Source organism: uncultured Desulfovibrio sp., assembly GCF_944324935.1.
Lineage (GTDB): Bacteria > Desulfobacterota > Desulfovibrionia > Desulfovibrionales > Desulfovibrionaceae > Desulfovibrio.
On sequence record NZ_CALUYG010000003.1, the window covers coordinates 19,791 to 42,376 of the forward strand.

18 protein-coding genes are annotated in these 22,586 nt (G+C 64.4%); 13 read left to right on the plus strand and 5 right to left on the minus strand.

Going from position 1 to position 22,586, the window contains the following annotated elements; genetic code table 11:
* Positions 1 to 13: 13 nt before the first annotated feature.
* From Q0J54_RS01265 to hypE, 5 genes are all read left to right on the plus strand, one after another.
* The gene (locus Q0J54_RS01265; protein WP_296303478.1) at positions 14 to 1,198 is read left to right on the plus strand and encodes an alanine--glyoxylate aminotransferase family protein; all 1,185 of its coding nucleotides are present in this window, start codon (positions 14 to 16) and stop codon (positions 1,196 to 1,198) included.
* Between the two features lie 96 nt (positions 1,199 to 1,294).
* Positions 1,295 to 1,603, plus strand: a complete 309-nt coding sequence (locus Q0J54_RS01270; protein ID WP_296303479.1) for a DUF1844 domain-containing protein — start codon at positions 1,295 to 1,297, stop codon at positions 1,601 to 1,603.
* Positions 1,604 to 1,720: 117 nt separating this feature from the next.
* Positions 1,721 to 2,776 carry an N-acetyl-gamma-glutamyl-phosphate reductase gene (gene argC / locus Q0J54_RS01275; RefSeq protein ID WP_296303480.1) on the plus strand — a complete coding sequence of 352 codons (1,056 nt, stop codon included), beginning with the start codon at positions 1,721 to 1,723 and terminating at the stop codon, positions 2,774 to 2,776.
* Between the two features lie 251 nt (positions 2,777 to 3,027).
* Positions 3,028 to 4,182, plus strand: coding sequence for a hydrogenase formation protein HypD (gene hypD, locus Q0J54_RS01280; RefSeq protein WP_296303481.1), 1,155 nt, complete (start codon positions 3,028 to 3,030; stop codon positions 4,180 to 4,182).
* Between the two features lie 136 nt (positions 4,183 to 4,318).
* The gene (hypE, locus tag Q0J54_RS01285) at positions 4,319 to 5,353 is read left to right on the plus strand and encodes a hydrogenase expression/formation protein HypE (protein ID WP_296303483.1); all 1,035 of its coding nucleotides are present in this window, start codon (positions 4,319 to 4,321) and stop codon (positions 5,351 to 5,353) included.
* A gap of 98 nt (positions 5,354 to 5,451) precedes the next feature.
* On the opposite strand, the gene bla is transcribed toward hypE, so the two are convergent.
* The gene (gene bla / locus Q0J54_RS01290) at positions 5,452 to 6,342 is read right to left on the minus strand and encodes a class A beta-lactamase (RefSeq protein WP_296303485.1); all 891 of its coding nucleotides are present in this window, start codon (positions 6,340 to 6,342) and stop codon (positions 5,452 to 5,454) included.
* Positions 6,343 to 6,444: 102 nt separating this feature from the next.
* Positions 6,445 to 7,467, minus strand: coding sequence for an ornithine carbamoyltransferase (gene argF, locus Q0J54_RS01295; RefSeq protein WP_296303486.1), 1,023 nt, complete (start codon positions 7,465 to 7,467; stop codon positions 6,445 to 6,447).
* A 375-nt stretch (positions 7,468 to 7,842) separates the two neighbouring features.
* On the opposite strand from argF, the gene Q0J54_RS01300 reads away from it, so the two are divergent.
* Entirely contained in the window at positions 7,843 to 9,240 is a 1,398-nt protein-coding gene (locus tag Q0J54_RS01300; RefSeq protein WP_296303487.1) for a histidine-type phosphatase, read from the plus strand.
* 554 nt (positions 9,241 to 9,794) lie between these two features.
* On the opposite strand, the gene Q0J54_RS01305 is transcribed toward Q0J54_RS01300, so the two are convergent.
* Complete coding sequence (locus tag Q0J54_RS01305; RefSeq protein WP_296303488.1) at positions 9,795 to 11,054, minus strand: uracil-xanthine permease family protein; 1,260 nt, start codon at positions 11,052 to 11,054, stop codon at positions 9,795 to 9,797.
* Positions 11,055 to 11,068: 14 nt separating this feature from the next.
* Positions 11,069 to 11,695, minus strand: a complete 627-nt coding sequence (gene upp / locus Q0J54_RS01310) for a uracil phosphoribosyltransferase (RefSeq protein ID WP_296303489.1) — start codon at positions 11,693 to 11,695, stop codon at positions 11,069 to 11,071.
* A 319-nt stretch (positions 11,696 to 12,014) separates the two neighbouring features.
* On the opposite strand from upp, the gene mnmH reads away from it, so the two are divergent.
* From mnmH to Q0J54_RS01340, 6 genes are all read left to right on the plus strand, one after another.
* Positions 12,015 to 13,217 (plus strand): tRNA 2-selenouridine(34) synthase MnmH, encoded by a 1,203-nt coding sequence (gene mnmH / locus Q0J54_RS01315; protein WP_296303490.1) that lies wholly within the window; start codon positions 12,015 to 12,017, stop codon positions 13,215 to 13,217.
* Positions 13,214 to 14,404, plus strand: a complete 1,191-nt coding sequence (locus Q0J54_RS01320; RefSeq protein ID WP_296303491.1) for an alanine racemase — start codon at positions 13,214 to 13,216, stop codon at positions 14,402 to 14,404. Before mnmH ends, Q0J54_RS01320 begins: the two co-directional genes overlap by 4 nt.
* 121 nt (positions 14,405 to 14,525) lie before the next feature.
* Positions 14,526 to 15,620, plus strand: a complete 1,095-nt coding sequence (locus tag Q0J54_RS01325) for a DUF362 domain-containing protein (RefSeq protein ID WP_296303493.1) — start codon at positions 14,526 to 14,528, stop codon at positions 15,618 to 15,620.
* 302 nt (positions 15,621 to 15,922) lie between these two features.
* A complete protein-coding gene (locus Q0J54_RS01330) occupies positions 15,923 to 16,765 on the plus strand; it encodes a DMT family transporter (protein WP_296303494.1) in 843 nt (280 codons plus the stop codon).
* Positions 16,766 to 16,876: 111 nt separating this feature from the next.
* Positions 16,877 to 18,376, plus strand: a complete 1,500-nt coding sequence (locus tag Q0J54_RS01335; RefSeq protein ID WP_296303495.1) for an APC family permease — start codon at positions 16,877 to 16,879, stop codon at positions 18,374 to 18,376.
* A gap of 178 nt (positions 18,377 to 18,554) precedes the next feature.
* The gene (locus tag Q0J54_RS01340; RefSeq protein ID WP_296303496.1) at positions 18,555 to 19,598 is read left to right on the plus strand and encodes a transporter substrate-binding domain-containing protein; all 1,044 of its coding nucleotides are present in this window, start codon (positions 18,555 to 18,557) and stop codon (positions 19,596 to 19,598) included.
* Between the two features lie 138 nt (positions 19,599 to 19,736).
* On the opposite strand, the gene pap is transcribed toward Q0J54_RS01340, so the two are convergent.
* A complete protein-coding gene (gene pap, locus Q0J54_RS01345; RefSeq protein WP_296303498.1) occupies positions 19,737 to 21,311 on the minus strand; it encodes a polyphosphate:AMP phosphotransferase in 1,575 nt (524 codons plus the stop codon).
* Between the two features lie 195 nt (positions 21,312 to 21,506).
* Here pap and Q0J54_RS01350 point away from each other — a divergent pair, with 195 nt between their 5' ends.
* Positions 21,507 to 22,559, plus strand: a complete 1,053-nt coding sequence (locus Q0J54_RS01350; protein ID WP_296303499.1) for a Gfo/Idh/MocA family oxidoreductase — start codon at positions 21,507 to 21,509, stop codon at positions 22,557 to 22,559.
* The last annotated feature ends 27 nt before the right edge of the window (positions 22,560 to 22,586 follow it).

The following is a 22,586-nucleotide window of genomic DNA, read 5'->3' on the forward strand; positions in this document are numbered from 1 at the left end:
TGAAGGAAACGCCATGCTGAACAAACCCCGTCTTCTCACTCCCGGCCCCACGCCGTTGCCGGAGCAGGTTCGCCTTGCGCTGGCGCAAGACATGATCCATCACCGCAAGGCCGCCTTCAAGGACATCATGCTGCGGGTCCAGGGCAAATTGCGGACGCTCTTCGGTACGGAACAGCCCGTGCTCCCTCTCTCCTGCTCCGGCACAGGCGCCATGACGGCCGCCGTGCACAGTCTCTTTGCGCCCGGGGACAAGGTGCTCGTCGTCAACGGCGGCAAATTCGGCGAGCGCTGGCAGCAGATCGCCGCCGCCCGCGGGCTGGAATGCGTCCTGCTGGATGTGCCGTGGGGCCGCGCGGTGGAGCCTGCCGCCGTGGAAAAGGCGCTGGAGGCCGACCCCGGCATCAGCGGCGTGCTCATGCAGCTTTCCGAAACGTCCACCGGCGTCCTGCACCCCGTGCGCGATGTGGCGGCCATCACGCGCACGCGTGACGTCCTGCTGGTGGCGGACGGCATCTCCGCCGTGGGCCTTTCCCCCTGCCCTATGGACGACTGGGGCATCGACTGCCTGCTGACCGGTTCCCAGAAAGGCCTCATGCTGCCGCCCGGCCTGGCGCTGCTGGCTCTTTCCGCCCGGGCATGGCGAAAGGCCGAGGCCATCCCCTCCGGCTGCTTCTATTTCAACCTGCCCAAGGAGCGCGACAACCTGGCCAAGGGCCAGACGCTGTTCACCTCGCCGGTCAACCTGCTTGTGGGGCTGGACGTCAGCCTGGACATGCTGCTCAAGGACGGGCTGGAGGCGATCTACCGCAAGCAATGGGCCCTGACCATGCTCACCCGTACCGCCCTTGCCGTTATGGGCCTGGAGCTCTTCGCCCCGTCCCATTTCGCCTGGGGCATCACCAGCGTCTGCCTGCCGGCGGGCATCGATGGCGTGGAAGTGCTGCGCCTGGCTCAGGAAAAATACGGCATCATCATGGCCGGCGGACAGGATCAGCTCAAGGGACGCATCGTACGCATCGGCCATATGGGCTGGGTGGACTGGGCCGACGTGGCGGCCGGTCTCTTTGCGCTGGATCGCTGCATCTTTGCCGTGGGCGGCTACAGCGGTGCGCGGGACTACCTGGAGCAGGGGCTTGCCGCCTATGAAGCCGCCCTTGCGCTCCCACCCGGCACGCCGGTCGTCAGGCGTCACAACTAGCGGCGGTCGCGTCCGCACGAAAGCGGGCCGCGCCAGCCATTCCGTCACGCAATGCCGGGCGGGCCCGCGCCTGCCCGTCCCCAAAGGATGTTCCGCATGAGCCAGAACAACGACGGTCCCGCCCGGGACACTCTGCCGGAGGTCACCTTCTCCACCTTTGTCATGTCGCTTGCCTCCGCCGCGCTGGTGCAGCTCGGCGAGGTCCCCAACCCGGAGACAGGCACGCAGGTCGTGCATCCCCGGCTGGCCCGGCACAGCATCGACATGCTGGAGATGCTGCACCGCAAAACCACGCAGGGCCTGGATGAACAGGAACGCCGGCTGCTGGAAAGTCTGCTCTATGAACTGCGCATGAAATATGTGATGAAGTGCGGTTCGACCGGCGACGGCACGCCGACGGCCTGAGCGGCCTCCCTCCGCCCGCCCTCGCCGGCGACCATGCGCGCCTGTGTATGACTATCGGGGAGCCCCCGCACCGTGCCCCCCGCCCCCCAACCTCATAGCAACAAAGGAGCGACCCCCATGCCTGACATGATTCGCGCCGGTCTTGTGGGCATCACCGGCTATACCGGGATGGAACTGGCCCGCCTGCTGGCCATGCACCCCTGCATGCGCCTGAACATGGCCTGTTCACGGGCCGAGGCCGGACGCCGCCTTGGCGAATTCTATCCCTTCCTGGAGCACCTTTCCGGCGCGGAAGTCGTCATCAGCGAGTACGAACCACGCCGCATGGCGCGCGAATGCAATGTGGTCTTTCTGGCCGTCCCGCACGGCAAGGCCATGGAGATGGCCGCCGACCTCGTCAATGAAGGCACCAAGGTGGTGGATCTCTCCGCCGATTTTCGCCTGAGGGACGTGGACGTGTACGAACAGTGGTATGTGCCCCATACCCGCAGGGAGTTCCTCCCCCAGGCCGTCTACGGCCTGCCGGAACTGTACGCCGCCGAGGCCGCCAAGACCTATCTGGTCGCCAATCCGGGCTGTTATCCCACGTCGGCCGTCCTGGGCCTTTATGCCGCCTTCAAAAATGATTTCATCGAGGCCGAGGACATCGTCATCGACGCCAAGTCCGGCACGACAGGCGCCGGCCGCAAAGGCGTCGTGACCTCCCTGTTCTGCGAAGTGGCGGATACCTTCCGGGCCTACGGCCTCGGCAAACATCGTCATACGCCGGAGATCGAACAGGAACTCTCCCTTCTGGCGGGCAAGCCGGTGACCCTTTCCTTCAATCCGCACCTTGTCCCCATGAATCGCGGCATCCTGTCCACCATCTACACCAAGCTCAAACAGCCGGGCATCACCCTGGACGAGGTGCATGCCGCCTACGTCCGCACCTGGGCCGGCAGCCGCTGGGTACGCATCCTGCCCAAGGGCAGCCTGCCGGAGACCCGCAACGTCAGGGGGACCATGTTCTGCGACATCGGCCTTGTGGTCGATCCGCGCACCTCGCGGCTCATCATCGTTTCCGCCATCGACAACCTCTGTCGCGGCGCATCCGGGCAGGCCATCGCCAACGCCAACCTCATGTGCGGCCTGCCGGTGGAGACCGGGCTACAGCTGGCCCCCCTCATGCCGTAGGGCCTGTTACCACTATTCGTTGTTTGTTCAGGGGGAAGGGGAAACCCCTCCGCCGGCGCGAGAGGGGTTTCCCTTCCCCCTAGCCACCATCCCTTCCCCAGCGCGCTTTTATCAGGAGGAACGCGCCTTGCCCGACGCTCTGCGCTTCCCTGCGGCAAGCCATCCCCCAAAACAGACGAGTACGGACGGCCATACGCTCCGTCCTTCACTGAAGGCCCAGCAACCCTGCTTTTCCCTGAGGACCTATCGCTATGGCGGAACAGCCCACATCCCCGAATCCAGCTTTCGACACCTCCTCCCGCCTGACGGCCGCCTTGCGGAACCCGCATCTCTGCCACAGCCTGCTGGATCGCCTGCGGACGGCGCTCGACGGCCGCAGCCTGCGCTTCATGGAAGTTTGCGGCACGCACACCGTTTCCATTTTTCAAAGCGGCCTGCGCTCGCTGCTCCCGGAGCAGGTGCGCCACCTTTCGGGGCCGGGCTGCCCCGTCTGCGTCACCCATGATGCGGAAGTGGCCGCCTTTCTCGATCTGGCCGGGCGTGACGGCGTCATCCTGGCCACTTTCGGCGACCTGCTGCGCGTGCCGGGCCCCGGCGGCAAAAGCCTCAAGCACGCCAAGGCGCAGGGCGCGCGCGTCGAGATCGTCTATTCGCCACTGGATGCGCTGACGCTGGCCGCCGAACACCCCGGAGACATGGTGGTCTTTCTGGGGATCGGCTTCGAGACCACCGCGCCCACGGTGGCCGCCACCATCCTTACCGCGCAGCAACGGGGGCTGGACAACTTCTGCGTGCTTTCCCTGCACAAGCTTGTGCCCCCCGCCCTGCGCGCCCTGCTGGACGATCCCCAGCAGCAGGAGCAGCCCATCGAAGCCTTTCTGCTGCCGGGGCACGTCTCCACCATCCTCGGACTGGCCCCCTACGCCTTCCTTGCCGGGGAATATCATGTGCCCGCCGTGGTGGGCGGCTTTGAACCGGCGGACATCCTGCTGGCCCTCTGCCTCATGGCCGAACAGCGGCGGGACGGACGGGCCGAGGTGGTCAATGCCTATGCCCGCGCCGTGGACGATGGCGGCAACCCCCGCGCCCGCGCCCTTCTGGACCAGTGTTTCCAGCCCGCCGACGCCCTGTGGCGCGGCATAGGCCGCATTCCGCAAAGCGGCCTGGCCCTGCGCGAAGGATTTGCCCGCTTTGACGCCATGCGCCGCCTGGATCTGCGCCTTCCCGACGTGCCGCCCCTGCCAGGCTGCCGCTGCGGTCAGGTCCTCAAGGGGCGTCTCACACCGCCGCAATGCCCCCTTTTCGGCAAGGCCTGCACGCCGGCAACCCCTGTCGGTCCGTGCATGGTCTCCACCGAGGGCAGTTGCGCGGCCTATTTCAAGTATGCCCGGAATGAGGATTGCTGATACTCTTCGCGGCTTGTTTTTTCGAGGGGAAGGGCCCCCCATCCCTTCCCCAGCGCGCTTTTATCGGGAAGGGGAACCGTGTGTAACGGACCAGATGGATACGCACCTCAGCCTTTAACCTTGCCGAGAACTACTTATGGATGACTGCATACTGCTGGATGCCGGAAGCGGCGGTCGCGCCTCGCAACGCCTCATCAGCCAGTGCTTCCTGCGCCATTTCGCCAACCCTCTCCTGGACCGCATGGACGACGCCGCCCTGCTGCCCGTTTCGTCCTCCCACAACAAACCGCTGGCCATGAGCACGGACTCCTACACCGTCACCCCGCTCTTTTTCCCCGGCGGCAGCATCGGCACGCTTGCCGTGCATGGCACGGTCAATGACGTGAGCATGCTGGGCGGCGATGTCCATTATCTGAGCTGCGCCTTCATCATCGAGGAGGGCCTCCCCCTCGCCACGCTGGACAAGGTGGCCGCCGACATGGCCGCCGCCGCGCGGGAGGCCGGGGTGCAGATCGTCACCGGGGATACCAAGGTGGTGCAACGCGGGGCCTGCGACAAGCTGTTCATCAACACCACGGGCATCGGCCATCTGCTCGTGCAGCCGGAGCCCTCCGGCCATCGGGCCCGTCCGGGCGATGCGGTGCTGGTGAGCGGCGCGGTGGGCGATCATGGCCTGACCATCATGGGCAGCCGGGAGGGCCTTTCCTTCCTGACCGACGTACGCTCCGACTCCGCGCCGCTCAACGGCCTTGTCCGCGCCGTCTTCACCGCTGCCGAGGCGGCGGGTATGCCCGGCGAGATCCATGTGCTGCGCGATCCCACGCGCGGCGGACTGGCCACCACCCTCAACGAGATCGCCGAACAGTCCGGCGTCAGCATCGAACTGGACGAGCAGGCCATCCCTGTCCATGAGGCGGTGCGCAGCGGCTGCTCCTTCCTCGGCCTTGATCCGCTCTACCTGGCCAATGAGGGCAAATGCCTCTGCATCGTGCCCGAAACCCTGGCCGATACCGTGCTTGCGGCCATGCGCGCCACGCCTTACGGCCAGGAAGCCGCCCGCATAGGCACCGTCGGCGCCGAGCGCGCCGGACAGGTCGTCCTGCGTACCCTTATCGGCGGGCAGCGCCTGCTTGGCATGCTCGAGGGCGCGCAACTGCCACGGATCTGCTGAGTACATGATGCACAAGGGGAGACGGTCCACGTCTCCCCTTTTCGACAGATCGTAAATTGAAAGTTAGAGCGTTTTAGCTTTGAAAAAGGTGAAACGCTCTAACGCACTCCCAGCGCGCGCAGGGCGCAGCGGGCGGCAGAGGCGATGAGGGCTTCCTTGCGGGCCATGTCCGCGCCATCTGGCGAATGGGTAAGGATGACCAGGAGGATCCGCCGGCCGTCGGGGGATTCCGCGAGGCCCACGTCATGGACGAGGCCGCCGCTGGAGCCGGTCTTGTGGGCCAGCCGCCAGTCTGCCGGGAGACCGGCGCGTATGCGCCCCGTGCCGGTCGTGCAGGCGGCCATCCAGGCCAGCAGCTGCCGGCGTTGCGCGGGAGGCAGGGCCTGCCCCGTCAGCAAGGACTGGAGCGTCCGGGCATAGGCAAGCGCCGTGGTCGTATCCCGTTCATCGCCGGGAGCCGACAGATTGAGTTCCGGCTCCATCCTGTCCAAACGAAAGGTGACGTCGCCCAGCTTTCTGACGTAATCCGTCACGCTGCGCGGCCCGCCGAGGCAATCCAGCAGAAGATTGGTGGCGGTATTGTCGCTGAAGCCGAGGGAAGCGGCGCACAGGTCGGCGATGGTCATGCCGTCGCTGCCGTGCCCGCCGGTGATGGGCGACCAGTCCACTTCTTTCTGCGGGGACCAGTGCAGGCGCTCCGTCAGCAGGTTCGGATCGCTGACGGAGCGATCCAGTATGCAGGCGGCCAGCAGCACCTTGAAGGTACTGCAGAAGGTGAATCGCTCATCACCGCGCCATGCCAGCCTCCGCCCGCTGTCCACATCCACGGCCACAAGGCCGATGCGGGCCTGATGCTCTTGTTCCAGCACGCGCAGCTCCGCGGTCTCAGCGGCCTCGTCCTGAGCGTTTGCCCTGACCGGCGGGGCGGCGCAAAGAAGCAGCAGACAGCAGCAGAGGCATGACAGCAGGCGGGATGCCGACAACAGCATGACGAACTCCTTTCCTTATGGAGAGAGAGCGTTGAAGAGAAATGGGGAGCCGCCGCCTGTCCGGCGGCGACTCCCCTGCAAAACATGCGACAGACCGCCGGATCAGCCGTAAATGAAGGCGTCCGGCACGTCGGCCAGCGTGGCGACCATGACGGCCTTGATGGTGTGCATGCGGTTTTCCGCTTCCTGAAAGACGTAGCTGTTGGGCCCTTCGAACACTTCGTCACTGACTTCCATGTATTCGAGGCCGAATCGCTGGTAGATCTTTTCGCCGATGGTGGTTTCCCGGTTATGGAAGCTGGGCAGGCAGTGCAGGAAGCCGCACTGCGGATTGCCGGTCTTGCGCATGACCTCGGCATCGACGCTGTAGGGCGTCAGCAGATTAATACGCTCCTGCCAGACTTCATCCGGCTCGCCCATGGACACCCAGACGTCGGAATAGAGGAAATCGCAGCCGTGTACGCCCTCTTCCACGCTTTCGGTACGGGTGATGCGCGCGCCGGTCTTTTCGGCGATGGCGCAGGCCGTCTGGTAGACCTCATCCGACGTCCAGAGGGGGCGCGGGGCCACGGAGCGGAAGTCCAGCCCCAGCATGGCGCAGCAGACCATGAGCGAATTGCCCATATTGTAACGGGCGTCGCCAAGATAGGCCAGCGTCTGCTCCCGCAGGGGCTTGGTGCAGCACTCGCGCATGGTCAGCATGTCGGCCAGCATCTGGGTGGGATGCCATTCATTGGTCAGGCCGTTCCAGACCGGCACGGAGGCATAGGAAGCCAGCCGCTCCACGATGTCCTGACCGAAGCCGCGGTATTCGATGCCGTCATAAAAACCGGAGAGCACGCGGGCCGTATCGGCCATGGATTCCTTTTTGCCCATCTGGGAGCCCGAGGGGCCAAGATAGGTTGTAGAAGCGCCCTGGTCATGCGCGCCCACCTCGAAGGAGCAGCGCGTGCGCGTGGAGTCCTTTTCAAACAGAAGGACGATGTTCTTCCCTTCCAGAAAACGCGGTTCCCGCCGTTCCTTCTTGGCCTTCTTCAGGGCTGCCGCCAGATCCAGCAGATAGAGGAAGTCTTCGGGGGTAAAATCCGTTTCCTTCAAAAAATGACGATTGGTCAGTCTGCTCATGCAATCTCCGCCCCTGCGGGGCCGCTCTTGTCCATCCTTTCGGCGCATGGCCGATCCCCGCTGGCAGGCAGGCTCGCGGGGGATCGCCGACGCCACGCTCCCGACAGCGACCAGCGATCCTGCGGCCGCCGCGCGGAAAATGCGAAAAACCGCCCGGCGATCCGCCACGCAGTTCGTTTTCCGGCGACTCCGGCCCGCAACAGGCCGCCTTGCCGCGCGTAAATTCAATGAACGCTGAACCTAGCACGGGAAAGGCCCCTTGTCCATGCGGGCGCAGCGCCCCGCCATGCGTACCGCCCGACGCGCGGGATGTATGCGCGTCCCATTGCCCACCAGCTCCTTTACCGCTATAGTTTGCGGCAAGGAGATGTGCACATGCGGAAATCTTCCCCTGTCAGCATCCTGCTGCCTGTTTTGTGCTGCTGCCTGCTCTGCCTGACAACAACGGCAATGGCGGCCGAACCGCCCGCCCCTCGTCTGCTCAAGGTGGTGGCCCTGACGCGCTCCGGGGTGAGTGCTCCCCTGCAAAGCGAGGCCATGCTGGACTCCTGGACGGAACGCGCCTGGCCCAAATGGCCGGCCAGCCGTGGCGAGCTGACCCGGCGGGGGGCGGATCTCGTCAGCGAGCTCTGGAGCGAGCTGCGTAACCGCTACCTGGCACTGGGCGTACTGCCGGCCAACGCCTCGCCGGCCGCCGTCTATGTGCGCGCCGACACCTGCCAGCCCGCCCGGGCCACGGCCACAGCCCTGCTGCGCGGCATCCTCCCGCATGGCGACAGCGGCTATGCCATCGGCGATCTCGCGCCCGACCCGCTCTTCCATCCGGTACAGAACGGCATGTGCGTCTTCCATCTGGCCGCCACGGCCAAGGACGTTCTGAACAACATGGACGACGGCCTGCCCGGTCTCAATGCCGAATACGCCCGGGAGATCTCCTTGCTGGACAGCCTTGTCGGCCCGGCGGATGCGGAATTATGCACGCGCTATGCCCTGCCGCCCGGCTGTCGTCTTTCCTCCATCCCCTCCTCCGTCGCCATTGCCCGGCAGGGTACACGGGCCTTCATCCAGGGAGGACTCGGCATCGCCTCCAGCCTGACGGACGTCTTTTTGCAGGAATTCAGCCAGTGGCCCAGCGAATCAGCCGCCTGGGGCCAGGCGGACACCGCCACCATGCGGCAGATCCTGAGCCTGCACAGCGCCGTTTTCAATGCCGTCCAGCGCACGCCTTCCGTGGCGGGCGCGCAGGGCAGCACCCTGCTCCACGAACTGCTGGCCGCCCTGCAAGGACAGTTGCCGGACAGCCGGGCCAATCGATCGCCCATCGTCGTCTTCGTGGGCTCGGACGTGAACATCGCCAATGTGGCCGCCCTGCTGGACGTGCACTGGCAGGCCTCGGGCTATCCCGCCGACATCATCCCCCCCGCCGCGACGCTGGCCTTCGAGCTCTGGCAGCAGGGCGAAACGCGGGTCGTGCGCATCAAGTTCTTTGCCCACGCGCTGGAGACCCTGCACAGCAGCACGCCCTTTGAAGATGAGGAAAGCCTTGCCGCCTTCACCGTCCGGCTGGGCAAAAACGGCGACTCCACCCTGCCGTATGCGGCCTTTGCCGCACGGGCGCGTGAGGCCGTCCGCAAGGACTGCGTCTTTACGGGGCTCGTCCTGCCGCATGTCGTGGCCGCAGCGTCCGAAGGGCCTCTGGAAACGCCATCCGCGAAAAAGGATGCCGGTGCGGAGACTGAGACGGACGATCCTCAGGGGCAACCGCCCCGCTAGGGCGTATTGGCATAGATATTACAAATAATTTCGATAGATAAAATAAACGACCCGTACACGCTCCGCTTTTCGTTGAGGGCGGGGCGTCTCGTGTCTCCGACGTTTCCCCGGGAAAAGCGCGCTGAGGAAGGGATGGTTTGGGGGAAGGATGCCGAGGAGCCTTTTCCCGCTCCGCTGCGAAAAGGCGGGTCCCCCGCGCAGACGGTACGCGCAGACGGTAACCGAAAGGCGTCCCGCAGGGACGTGCCCGTCAGGCGACGCGGGGCCTTGCGGACATCGCCAGCAGGGCAAAGGGGTTTCTTCTCCCGCAAAAAAACGTAATGAGTCCTGAGCCTGGGACCTGGGCACGCTTTCCGCATGTGGGGGAGGTGTGATATATTTTGCCGGGCTCAGCATGCCCTATGGGTCGCGCTCTCTGGCGGCAGACCGCCCGGGAGCGTTGCCCGCCTTCCCTGAGCGATAAAACGGCGGCAGCCTTTTTCGGGCTGCCGCCGTTGGCGTCTCGCGTGCGTGTCCGTCCCTGTGGACGGCAGATGAGGGACCGTCCGTCCGGCTCAGTCGCGCGGGTTGTCGCGCGGCAGCACCAGATTGAGCAGAACGCCGGTGACCGCCGCAAGGCCGATGCCCGCCAGCGTGAAGGAGCCGAAATCGAACTGCATGCCCCCCACGCCGAAAATGATGATCAGGGCCACGATGACCATGTTGCGGGGCTGGAGCAGGTCATGCCCCGCCCGCACCAGCGTGTTCAGGCCCACCACCATGATGGCCCCGAACAGCAGGATCATAATCCCTCCCATGACCGGCGCGGGGATGCAGTTCAGGAACGCGCCCACCTTGGCCACGAAGGACAGCAGGATGGAGCAGATGGCCGCCCAGGTCATAACGGCGGGATTGAAGGCCCGCGTCAGCGTCACGGCCCCGGTCACTTCGGAATATGTGGTATTGGGCGGTCCCCCCAGCGCGCAGGCGGCCATAGTGGCCAGCCCGTCGCCCAGCATGGTGTTCTTGATGCCCGGATCCCGCAGGAAGTCCTTGCCCGTTACCGAGCTGATGGCGATGATGTCGCCGAAATGCTCGATGGCCGGCGCCACGGTAATGGGGATGATGAAGAGCATGGGCTCCCAGGAGAATTGCGGCAGCACGAAGTCAGGCAGGCCGAACCACGGTGCGACATGCACGGCCTCCCAGTTGCCGACCCCGAGGCCGAGCGCCACCAGCAGCCCCACGGCGATGCCGCAGAGAATGGGGACCAGCCGCAGCAGGCCGCGCCCCAGCAGAGACACCACCACCGTCGTCAGCAGGGCCGACATGGACAGCGCCAGCGCCGTGCTCCGGGGAATGAGCTGCTGTGTGCCGTCACCGGAGAGCCCCAGCGCCATCTTGACGGCCACCGGCGCCAGCACGAGCCCGATGACCATGATGACCGGGCCGGTCACTATGGGCGGCAGGATGCGCAGGATGACGGCCGTGCCCCGAAAGCGGATGAGCGTGCTCAGGGCCACATAGAGCAGACCGGAAAAGATGAGCGCCCCCATCGTCTGCGGGACGCCCCAGGTTTTCACGCCATACATGATGGGCGCGATGAAGGCAAAGGAGGAGGCCAGGAAAATGGGAACCTTGCCGCGCGTCACCAGCTGAAAGATCAGCGTGCCGACACCCGCGGTGAAGAAGGCCACATTGCTGTCCAGACCGGTCAGCAGCGGCACCAGCACCAGCGCGCCGAAGGCCACAAAGAGCATCTGTGCGCCGAGCAGCGCTTCCCGCAGGCGAAAGACATAGCGGCAGGGATCGTCATGGGCGGTCGTGGCGTGCATCACGTCTCCCGTTGCTATTTCGTGCCGAAGATGCGATCGCCCGCGTCGCCCAGCCCGGGGATGATGTAGCCGTGCTCATTCAGGTGACTGTCCACGGCGGCGGTATAGATGTCCACGTCGGGATGCGCCTGCTGCAGGCGGGCGATGCCTTCCGGGGCGCAGACGAGGTTGATGCTGCACATCTGACGGCAGCCCCGCTTCTTCAGCAGGTCGATGGTGGCGATGAGCGAGCCGCCCGTGGCCAGCATGGGGTCGAGGATGATGGCATAGCGGTGTTCCAGATTGCCCGCCAGCTTGACATAGTACTCCACCGGCTCCAGCGTCTCCTCGTTGCGGTACAGGCCCACCACGCTGATCTTCGCTCCCGGCACCATGTCCAGCACGCCGTCCATGAGGCCGAGTCCCGCCCGCAGGATGGGCACGACCGTCACCTTCTTGCCGGAGATGGCCTCGACCTCCACCGGCCCGGCCCAGCCCTGTACCGTCAGTTTTTCGGTCGTGAAGGACTTGGTGGCCTCATAGCTCAACAGCCTGGCCAGCTCATTGGCGATAGTGCGGAATTCGCCGGTTCCCGTGGATTCCCGGCGCAGCAGCCCGAGCTTGTGCCGCACCAGCGGATGATCGACCACATGCACAGCCATATCGGCCTCCTCAACGTCGTAAAATAGTTATACATAAATTCTTTTTATTTTAGCTTTCCCTTCTTTTGCCTGTCAAGGGCCAGTGTGTCCGCATCTTTACACACGGCCCTTTTTGGCGTAGCATGGCCGCAGGGCAAGGGGATGCGACGGCCCGCCGCCCGCCGCAACGACGGGGAGCCATGCCGCCCCGCTGCGGGACGCCGAAACCGACGCCTTACGGGAAAACTCTCCCGCATATTCGCGGTGCAGACAATGCGTCCCTGTCTGCACCCCGTCCGCACGGGAGCCTTTTCCCGCGCTCTGTCCCGGGAAGACCGTCATGCCAGTGCTGCACCCTGTCGAAAATTTCCTGCGTCTGCGCGATGCCGGCCTGCCCCTGCTGGACGTCCGCTCCCCTGCTGAATTCCAGACGGCCCATATGGCGGGCGCGCAGAACCTTCCGCTCTTTTCCGATGAGGAACGTGCACGGGTGGGCACGGCCTATGCCCGTGAGGGGCAGGAGGCAGCCTCCCTGCTTGCTCTGCGGCTGGTGGGCGGCAAGCTGGCCGATATGGTGGAGACGGCCCGGCGTCTCTGCCCCCCGCGGCCGCTGACGCCGGAGGCAGCGGATCTGCTGCGGAGCCGCTCCGCCCCGCCGGACGACGCCCCTCCGCACGGGAGCGCCGCTCCTGAGCAGGCGGGACCGGCGTCGGCCCGCCGCCATGTGCTGCTCCACTGCTGGCGGGGCGGCCTGCGCAGCCGCAGCGTGGGCTGGCTGCTGGAAAGCTGCGGCTTCACGGTACATCTGCTGCACGGCGGCTACCGCGCTTTTCGCGCTCATGTGCGCAAGGTGCTGGCCAGTCCCCGCCCTGTCCTTGTGCTGGGCGGTATGACCGGCTGCGGCAAGACGGACATCCTGCACGCGCTCGCGGCCAGGGGAGAGCAGATCATCGATCTGGAAGGTCTGGCCCGTCATCGGGGCTCCGCCTTCGGGGCCGTGGGCCTGAGCGATCCCCAGCCCGGCAATGAAGCTTTTGAAAACAGCCTGTTCGAGCAATGGCGCGCGCTCGATCCCCGACGCCCCGTCTGGCTGGAAGACGAAAGCCGCCGCATCGGCCACGTTACGCTGTGCGACGAGTTTTTCCGCCATATCGACAGCGCGCCGCTGCTTGTGGTGGAACTGCCCCTGCCCCTGCGCATCCGCCGCCTGACGGCCATCTACGGCAGCGCCGCCCCAGGATCCCCGCCGCCTCCGGCCATCGCCGATGCGCTCTGCGCGGGCCTGCAGAAACTGCACCGCCGTCTGGGCAGCGAGGCGAGTGCGCGTTGCTGCGAGCTGGTGCGCGCGGGACGACTTGACGAAGCCGCCGGCCGTGTGCTCCACTATTACGACAAATGCTACGCGCATCAGCAGGCGCAGCGCGGCGGCCGCCTGCTGGGACGGCTGACCTGCGATGCGGATGCGCCCCAGGAAACCGCCCGGCGGCTGACGGCGCTGGTTGCGGAAGCTGCCGCCCCACGCTCCGCCGAGGAACTGCCATGACCCTGTCCCCTTGCCTGCCCGACGGCTGTCTGCCGGATGATCCGGCCCTGACCACCCCCTGCCTTCTGCTTGACGAAGCACGCATGGCGGGCAATATCGCCCGCTTCAATCGCCATCTGGCGCGGCAGGGGCTGTCCGCCCGACCGCATCTCAAAACCTGCAAGAGCATGGCCGCGGCACAGCGCCTTCTTCGGACGCCTTCCGGCCCGGCCGCGGTCTCCACGCTGGCTGAGGCGGAATATTTCGCGGCCCGGGGCGTGACCGACATCTGCTATGCCGTGGGGATCGTGCCCGACAAGCTGGAACGGGTGCTTGCCCTGCGCCGGCAGGGAGCGGATCTTTCCGTCGTGCTGGACGATCCTGTGACGGCCGGCCTGCTGGATGCGGCGGCCAAACGCCTGTTTGCCGGCACGGACACGCCGCTCCCCGTCCTGCTGGAGCTGGATTGCGACGGACACCGCAGCGGCCTTGACCCGGCGGGCGACGAACTTCTTGCCGTGGCCGCGGCGGTGCAGGCCTCACCCTTTCTGACGCTGCGGGGCGTGATGACCCATGCCGGCGCCGCCTATGCCCGCGCGGATACGGCCCATATCGCCGCGCTGGCCCGCCAGGAAGGAGAAGCCGTGCTGACCGCCGCCGAAAGGCTGCGCGCGGCAGGCCTGGAGTGCCCCGTACGCAGCGTCGGTTCCACACCCACGGCCCTGCTGGGCGAATACCCCCAGGGCGTCACCGAGGTACGCGCCGGCGTCTATCCCTTCATGGATCTGACCATGTGCGGCCTTGGCGTCTGCACGACGGACGAGGTGGCGCTCAGCGTCCTTGCCACGGTCATCGGCCACCGCCGTCAGGACGGGGCGCTGGTGACGGACGCCGGCTGGATGGCCCTTGCCCAGGACCGCGGTCTGGACGAATGCTTCGCCCGCTGGGGTTTTGGTCTGCCCTGCACTCTGGGCGGCACGACCCTGCCGGGCCTGCGGGTCAGCGAATGCAATCAGGAACACGGCATCATCAGCTTCCGCCCCGGGGAGGCCGTCCCCGTTCCGGCCCTGCATGAGCGATTCCCCCCGGGAAGCCGCCTGCGCATCCTGCCCAACCATGCCTGCGCCACCGCCGCGCAGTACGACGCGTATCATGTGCTGCGACAGGGGCGGATCACGGCCCGCTGGGAGCGCATCCGCGGCTGGTAGGGGCCGTCTCCGTCCCCCCACTCTTGCCACCGCCGCGACGACACGATACACGCATCTTGCCGGCTGGGCATGTCCCGCTCCGGGAACCGTCCCGCCGGCCTGTCTAACCAAGGAGGATATCATGCCTGCAACTGTCTACTACACGGACATGCACACCCGCTCGCACGAGGACAGCAAGATCGCCAAGCTGGCCCGGCTGTGCGACGCGGTGGGACTCAAACGGGTCGTCCGCAAGAATGATCTCACCGCCATCAAGCTGCACTTCGGCGAATACGGCAACGACACCCACCTGAACCCTGCCCTGGTGCGTCAGGTGGTGGACAAGGTGCGCGGTGCGGGCGGCAAACCCTTCCTGACGGACACCACCACACTGTATTCCGGCACGCGGCACAATGCCGTCGACCACCTGCAGACCGCCTACAGCCACGGCTTCGCCCCCTCGGTGGTACAGGCGCCCGTGGTCATCGCCGATGGCCTTTACGGCGAGAACGACGTGCCCGTGTGCATCAACTGCAAACACTTCAAGGATGTGCACATCGCCACGGAAATCCGCCGCGCTCCGAGCATGGTGGTGCTCTCGCACTTCAAGGGGCATGAGATGGCGGGCTTCGGCGGGGCCATCAAGAACCTGGCCATGGGCGGCGCTTCGGTGCGCGGCAAGCGCGACCAGCACGGCACTCATGTGTCCGTGGACGCCGCCACCTGTATCGGCTGCGGGAAGTGCGTGAAGAACTGCCCGCAAAAGGCCCTGAGCCTGAAGGACAAGAAAAGCAGCGTGGACACCAGCCGCTGCATCGGCTGCTTTGAATGCATCACCGTCTGTCCCACCAAGGCCATCAGTATCGACTGGGCGACGGAAATGACCCCCTTTGTGGAACGCATGACCGAATACGCTTACGGCGTCGTCAAGGGCAAGAAGAACGTCTGCTACATCAACTTCGTCATGAACGTCACCCCGGACTGCGACTGCGTGGGCTGGAGCGACATGCCGCTCGTGCCGGACATCGGCCTGCTGGCTTCCACCGACCCCGTGGCCCTGGATCAGGCCTGCTTCGATCTGGTCAATCAGGCCCCCTGTCTTGATCCCACCCTCAAGGTCGCGCCCGGCGACGACAAGTTCACGGCGCGCTGGCCCAACACCCGCGGCCCCCTGCAGCTCAGCTATGGCGAAGAGATAGGGCTCGGCAGCCGCAGCTACACGCTGGAAAAAATCTAGTTCCGGCGGTGAAGCGGCGCTGACGCTCCGCCCGCTCTCCTGATCCAGCCTCCGGCGACGATGTCGCCGGAGTTTTTTTGTCCAACATATGTGAAAAAGAAAACGATCTTGCGATACGGCGGGTGGATGATAGACGGCAATAATTTGAAATATATCCATTTTAGACAGATCCCCGCCGCGGTTCAGGAGTCTCCCGACCGGCAATCCCGCTCAAAAACCCGCAAGGTTGTTGCCTTTTTTCCTCCCTCATGGCAGGATGCGCCATCGACTCTGCATACTGTCGGCAAATGGGGAGGTTCGTTTTGCCAAGCCATATCTTGCTGCTGGTTCTTGGAGCCGCCCTTCTGCACGCGACGTGGAACATCATCGTCAAAGGAGGGGACAACAAGCTCTTCGAGTCAGCCCTCAACGCTCTGGGAGGAGGTCTCGGCACGCTCTTCATCCTGCCGTTCCTCCCACCGCTTCCTGCCGCCTGCTGGCCGTTCCTGGCCCTTTCCTGCTGCTGTCACCTCACCTATTACATCTGCATCTCCGCCGCCTACAAGGAAGTCGATCTTTCGATCGGCTACACCATCATGCGCGGCTGCGCCCCCCTCATCACTTCCATCGTCATGCTCTGCCTCGGTCAGGGACTCAGCCTGACGAGCTGGAGCGGGGTCGCCATCCTCTGCCTCGGCATCTTGGCGCTTTCCCTGGACAATCTGAAACGGCACGCCAACCTGCGGGGCATCCTCATCTCCCTGCGCACCTCCTTCGTCATCGCCGGCTATACGCTGGCGGACGGTTTCGGCGCGTCGGCCGGCGGCGACGGCTACGGCGTGGCCTACGCCTGCTGGATATTCTTCCTCAACATCTTCCCGCTGCATATCTACGTCTTCCTGCGGCATGGTCGTGAATATTTGCCCTATCTCCGGCAGCGCGGGGGGATAGGCATCTTCGGCGGGCTGTGCGGCCTGGGTTCCTACGGCATAGCCATCTGGGCCATGACCAAGGCGCCCATCGCCATGGTGGCGGCCCTGCGCGAGACATCCGTCATTTTCGGCATGCTCATGGCCGTCATCTTTTTGGGCGAAAAGCTTACGCCCAGCCGCATCCTGGCCGTCCTGCTCGTGTGTTGCGGCACAATGGTACTCAAGTACGGTTAGCCAAAAGGCCGGCCGCTGCGTATAGTCGGTTGCCTGCCCTTGACGGGCGAGGCTTCTGCCTTTAGTGTGTCCAATGTTCTTTTTTGGACAAATCATATTTTGGAGGATCACATGGGGGATTTACCAGAAAAGCATGAGCTGATGGAGGAAGCACGCGAGGCTCTTGCCAAAACTCTCGGCCCCACCGAAGTGCTGGCGCTCGCCCTGGGCGCCATCGTGGGCTGGGGGTGTTTCATGCTGCCCGGCATCACCTTTCTGCCCAATGCCGGCCCGCTGGGTACCATCATCGCTTTTTTTATCGGCGCATTCTTTCAGTGCATCGTGGCGCTGGGCTACAGTTTTCTCATCAAGCCCTATCCGGTGGCGGGCGGGGCTTTTGTGTACGCCTACGCGGGATTCGGCTCCAAGGGAGCCTTCATCTGCGGCTGGGCGCTGGTGCTCAGCTATGTCTGTGTCATTGCCGCCAACGCCACGGCCATCATTCTGCTGGTACGCTTCCTGCTAGGGGAAAGCATCCAGTTCGGCCATCTCTATACCGTTCTGGACTGGGATATCTACCTCAGCGAAGTGGGCTACATTACGGTCATCCTGCTCGTTTTCGGATATATGAACTTCCGTGGAGTTGATGCGGCCAGTGCCGTTCAGGTCTTCCTGGCCTTTGCCCTGACCATCGGCGTGCTGGTACTCACCATCGGCACGGCCACCGCCGAGACCGCGAGCCTCGACAACCTTCAGCCCCTCTTTGCGGAAAACCGCTCGGCCATTGCCTGCATCATGATGGTGCTGGCTTTGACGCCATGGCTATATGTGGGCTTTGACACCATCCCGCAGATGGCGGAGGAGTTCTCCTTCTCTCCCGGCAAAGCCCGTGATCTCATGCTGCTTTCCATCATCTGCGGCGCCGTCATCTACGCCCTCGTCACGCTGTGCGTCGCCGGCCTCATCCCCTACAAGGAACTGCTGGCCGCCAACCATGACTGGGCCACGGGCTGGGTCGCCAATCAAATCTTCGGCCGCTGGGGCGGGGTAGCCCTTGCCGTTCCCGTGTTGGCGGCCATTCTGACAGGCATGAACGGCTTCTTCATGGCCACCACGCGCCTGCTGTTCAGCATGGGCCGCAGCAAATTCCTGCCCGGCTTCTTCTCCGAAGTGCATCCCAAATACAATACCGCCTGGAAGAGCGTCGTCTTCATTACGGCGCTGACCTTGATTGTGCCGTGGTTCGGGAGACCGGCTCTTGACTGGATCGTGGCCACATCGTCCATCGGCACGGCGCTTGCCTACCTTTTCGCCTGCCTGACGGCACGCAAGTATCTGCTTGCGCACCCTGAGCTGCGCGAATCCTCCTGGGGTAAGCCCGTCTGCACTCTGGGCGCCATTACATCGCTTATCTGCATCGGCCTGCTCATGATCCCCAGCTCTCCCGTAGCCATCAACGTGCCCAACTGGGCCATGCTCTTTGCCTGGGTCGCCCTCGGGGCCATTTTCTTCCTGGGCAAGCAGCAGGAACTGCTTTCCATTCCGCACTCGACCATGCGCTACCTGCTGTTCGGCAAAGCCGATCAGGAAGTGCTGTTCGACACCATGGAAGACGACGAGGACATCGTTTAGCGGTTTTGGTGCCGGGGTGGCGGCTGCCGGAGCGACACGCACGCCGGCGCCGCCCCTCCCGCCGGCAGTGTACGACCGTTCATCATGTCATGCGCCGCCCTCTGTCGGGCCGCGGACGTCCCGAACAAGCCAGTCATCTTCGACCCCGAAGGTGTCGAAGCCATAGCGGAGTATCACCATGCGTTTATTGCTTTCCATTCTCCTTGCCCTGCTCCTGACCGTCGTTCAGGTGTACATCGGCCTGGAAACCTTCTTCCCCAGCGTGTTCCAGCAGAAGACGCACATCGTGGACGAGCTGATCCAGGACAAGAAACCCATCATCAGCAAGCTCACCCCCGAAGAACAGGCCTGGATCACCAACCACGGCAAGGTCACCGTAGGTGTGGACCCCTACTTCTACCCCATTGAAACCTTTGACGGCCGCGGTCAGTATTCCGGCCTTGGCGGCGACTACATGAAGCTTCTGAGCCACCTGACCGGCATCCAGTTCCTGCCGCTGCGCCTCAATGACTGGGCCGCCACCGAGCACAGCGCGCAGGCCCGCGAAGTGGACATGTACATGGCCGCCGCCCAGACGGCGCGCCGCAGCGAGTATATGCTCTTTACCGAGCCCTACATCAACGAACCCGGCGTCATCAGGGCGCCCCGCACCTCCGGCCTGCACAACATCACCGTGGCCGATCTGCACGGCAAGAAGGTGGCTGTGGTGGCCGCCTACTCCTGGCATGACTTCCTCCTGGAACACCATCCCGAAGTGGAAGTGGTGCCCTGCGCCACCACTGTGGACGCGCTCAAGGCCGTGGTCAACGGCGATGCCGACGCCATCATTGATTATGAGTTCAACCTGAAGGAAAAGATCCACACGGCCGGCATCATGCAGATGGAGAAGGTTGGCAGCGTGGAGTCCAGCTACGGCCACGCCATTGCCGTGCGCAAGGACTGGCCCATCCTGTTCAGCATCCTCAAGAAGGGGATGGACAGCATCACCCCTGAAGAAAAGACTGAGCTGGCCGAATACTGGCTGGCCCAGGAAAGCGCCCCCGAACCGGCCGACCGCCATCTGCAGTGGCTGTTCTTCTTCTTCACCGAGATCGTCATGCTCGGCTTCGGCTTCCATACCTGGTGGCAGATCTCCGTCACCAGGGCGACCCGCGCCCGCATCCGGGATATCCGCGAAACCAACCGTGCCAAGGCGGCTGCCGCCGCGACCACGAAAGCCTGATCCCGTCCGCCAGCACACGTCAACAAGAAAGCCGCCGCAAGGCGGCTTTCTTGTTGCCTGCCTGACGGCGGAAACACAGGAGGGGCGGGAAAGCCCTGCCTTTCCGCCCTCCGCACAGCGTCTCAAGCCGGCGCCACGCTATTTCTTCTTGCGCTTCGGCCTGCCGTCATCGGGACGGTCGGCATTGTGCGCCCGTTCGTCCTTGCGCTGTGCCGGCTTCCTGACCAGCGCGGCTCTCAGGGCGTCCCGGTAGCAGCGCAGGACGGCCAGACGCGCATATTTCTTGTTTTCGGCCGGGATGATGTGCCACGGCGCATAGGCCGTGCTCGTCCGCAAAAACATCTCGTCGGCCGCCACACTGTAGGCATCGCGCTTTTCCCGGTTGCGCCAGTCCTCATCCGTTATCTTGTACTGCTTCCACGGTGTCTGCTGCCGTTCCTCAAAGCGGCGCAGCTGTTCGTCAGGGGAGATGTGCAGCCAGAATTTCAGCAGGATGTTGCCGTCTTCGGTGAGCTGCTCCTCGAAATGGTTGATCTCGGCATAGGCCCGGCTCCAGTCTTCCCGCGGGGTGAGGTTTTCCACCCGTTCCACGAGGACACGGCCGTACCAGGAGCGGTCATAGATGGTGATGAAGCCCGCGCGCGGTATGTGCCGCCAGAATCGCCAGAGATAATGGTGCGCCAGCTCCTCGTCCGAGGGGGCGCTGATGGGGATGACCTGGGTGATGCGTACATCCGCGCCGCTGATGACGCGCCGTATGGCCCCGCCCTTGCCGGCCGCGTCCCAGCCCTCGAAGATCAGGGTGCTGGAAATGCCGCGCCGGTAGGCATGATAGGTCAGGGCAAAAATCTCTTCCTGGAGCTTTTTCAATTCCTTGCGGTAGTGCTCCGGCTCCCGGGACAGACTGAGATCGATGGCCTCCAGGCTGGAGACCAGCCCTTCCTGTACGCTGCCGCCGTCCTTGTCCTGCTCCCTTTCCAGGGCCACGCGTCCGGCCTTGGCGTCCTGCGCGCGCATGGCGCGCTCCATGCCGGCAATGATGGCCTGCGCCACGGAGAGATTGCGGTAGTTGGCGTCGGCGGCATCCACGATGGTCCAGGGCGCTTCCGGGCGATCCGTCAGCCGGATGGCGGTGGAGATGCCCTCCACCAGACCGTCGTAGTTGCCCGAGGTCTTTTTGTCATACGGCGTGAAGTGGAAGACTTCCTGATGGGCAAGCCGGTGCTTGAGACGCTGCGTAAAGGTCTTCTTGTCCAGATGCAGCCAGAGCTTGATGATGGCCATGCCCGACGCGGCCAGACTGTTCTCCAGCCCGCGCAGCCGGTGCAGACGGCTCGTGAAGGCCTCCTCCGTGATGTCGCGGCAGGCCCGCAGGCGCACGGCTGGCCCGTACCAGCCGCCCAGGAAGACGCCCACCTCGCCTGCCGCCGGCAGCTGACGCCAGTAGCGCCAGAAGGGGGGACGCTCGCGCTCCTCGTCCGTTTCGAACCAGAAGGCATGGTGGTGCAGGTGCTTGCCGTCCATCCACTCCGAAAGCAGGTTGGCCACGGCCCCCCGCCCTGCCCCGTTGAGTCCGGCAATGGTGATGAGCACGGGGATCCTGCGGGCCAGGCACTGGCGCTGCGCCTCGAACAGGCGCAGGCGCAACTGCTGCATGGCGACTTCGTATTCCTTGTCTGCGCATTTTCGCCCAAGCGCGGCGGATTCAAACATGTGACCTCCTTGGCGTGAAAACACGCGCCGTAAGGGTTCGGGGATGACGAGCATCAATATACGCCAGTCTATCTCCGGCACGGTCAGACCACAAGAAAAAAGGCTGCCGACACCTCCACGTCCCGCTGGAGCCGCGCCTTGACCGCTCCCGGAGAACAGGCTATCGTTTCCGACACCTTATGCGGGAGTCCGAACATGTTTCCTACCATAACCGGCAGAAAGATCAGAAACGCCATCATCGGTTGCGGCCGTATCTCCAAAAATCATTTTGGCTCCATTGAAAAGCACCAGGAAAACATGGAGCTGGCCGCCGTCTGCGACAGCGATCCCGCTGTCCTGCGCGCTCATATGGAGCAGTATGGCGTCCCCGGCTTTGCTTCGCTTACCGAGCTGCTGGATGCCTGCGACTGCGATCTTGTGACCATCTGCACGCCGAGCGGGCTGCATCCGCAAATGGTCATCGAAGCCGCCCGTGCCGGACGGCATGTCATGACGGAAAAGCCCATGGCCACCCGCTGGAAAGACGGCCTGGCCATGATCCAGGCCTGCGACGAAGCCAGACGCCGTCTCTTCGTGGTCAAGCAGAACCGGCGTAACGCCACGCTCCAGATGCTCAAGCGCGCCATCGACGAGCAGCGCTTCGGCCGCATCTATATGGTGCATCTGAATGTCTTCTGGACGCGTCCGCAATCCTATTACGACTCGGCCAAATGGCGCGGCACATGGGAAATGGACGGCGGGGCCTTCATGAATCAGGCCAGTCACTATGTGGATCTGCTGGAATGGCTCATCGGGCCCGTGGCCGACGTGCAGGCCATGACCGGCACGCTGGCGCGGCATATCGAGGTGGAAGATTCGGGCGTGCTCAATGTGCGCTGGCGCAACGGCGCACTGGGCTCCATGGCCGTCACCATGCTCACCTATGACAAGAACCTGGAAGGCTCCATCACCATCCTCGGCGAAAAGGGCACGGCCCGCGTCGGCGGCGTGGCCGTCAACGAGATCCAGATCTGGAAGTTCGACGAACCGCGCGACTACGATGCCACGGTGGCGGAATCGAGCTATGCCACGACTTCCGTCTACGGTTTCGGCCACCCGCTCTATTACAAGAATGTCATCGATGTGCTGCGCGGCGAAGCGGAACCGGAAACGGACGGACGCGAGGGGCTCAAGTCCCTTGAGATCCTCATTGCCGCGTATTGCAGCGCCCGCGACAACAAGACGGTCTCGCTGCCGCTGGAATACTAGGCATTTTCGCTGTGGCGCTGCCCCGGC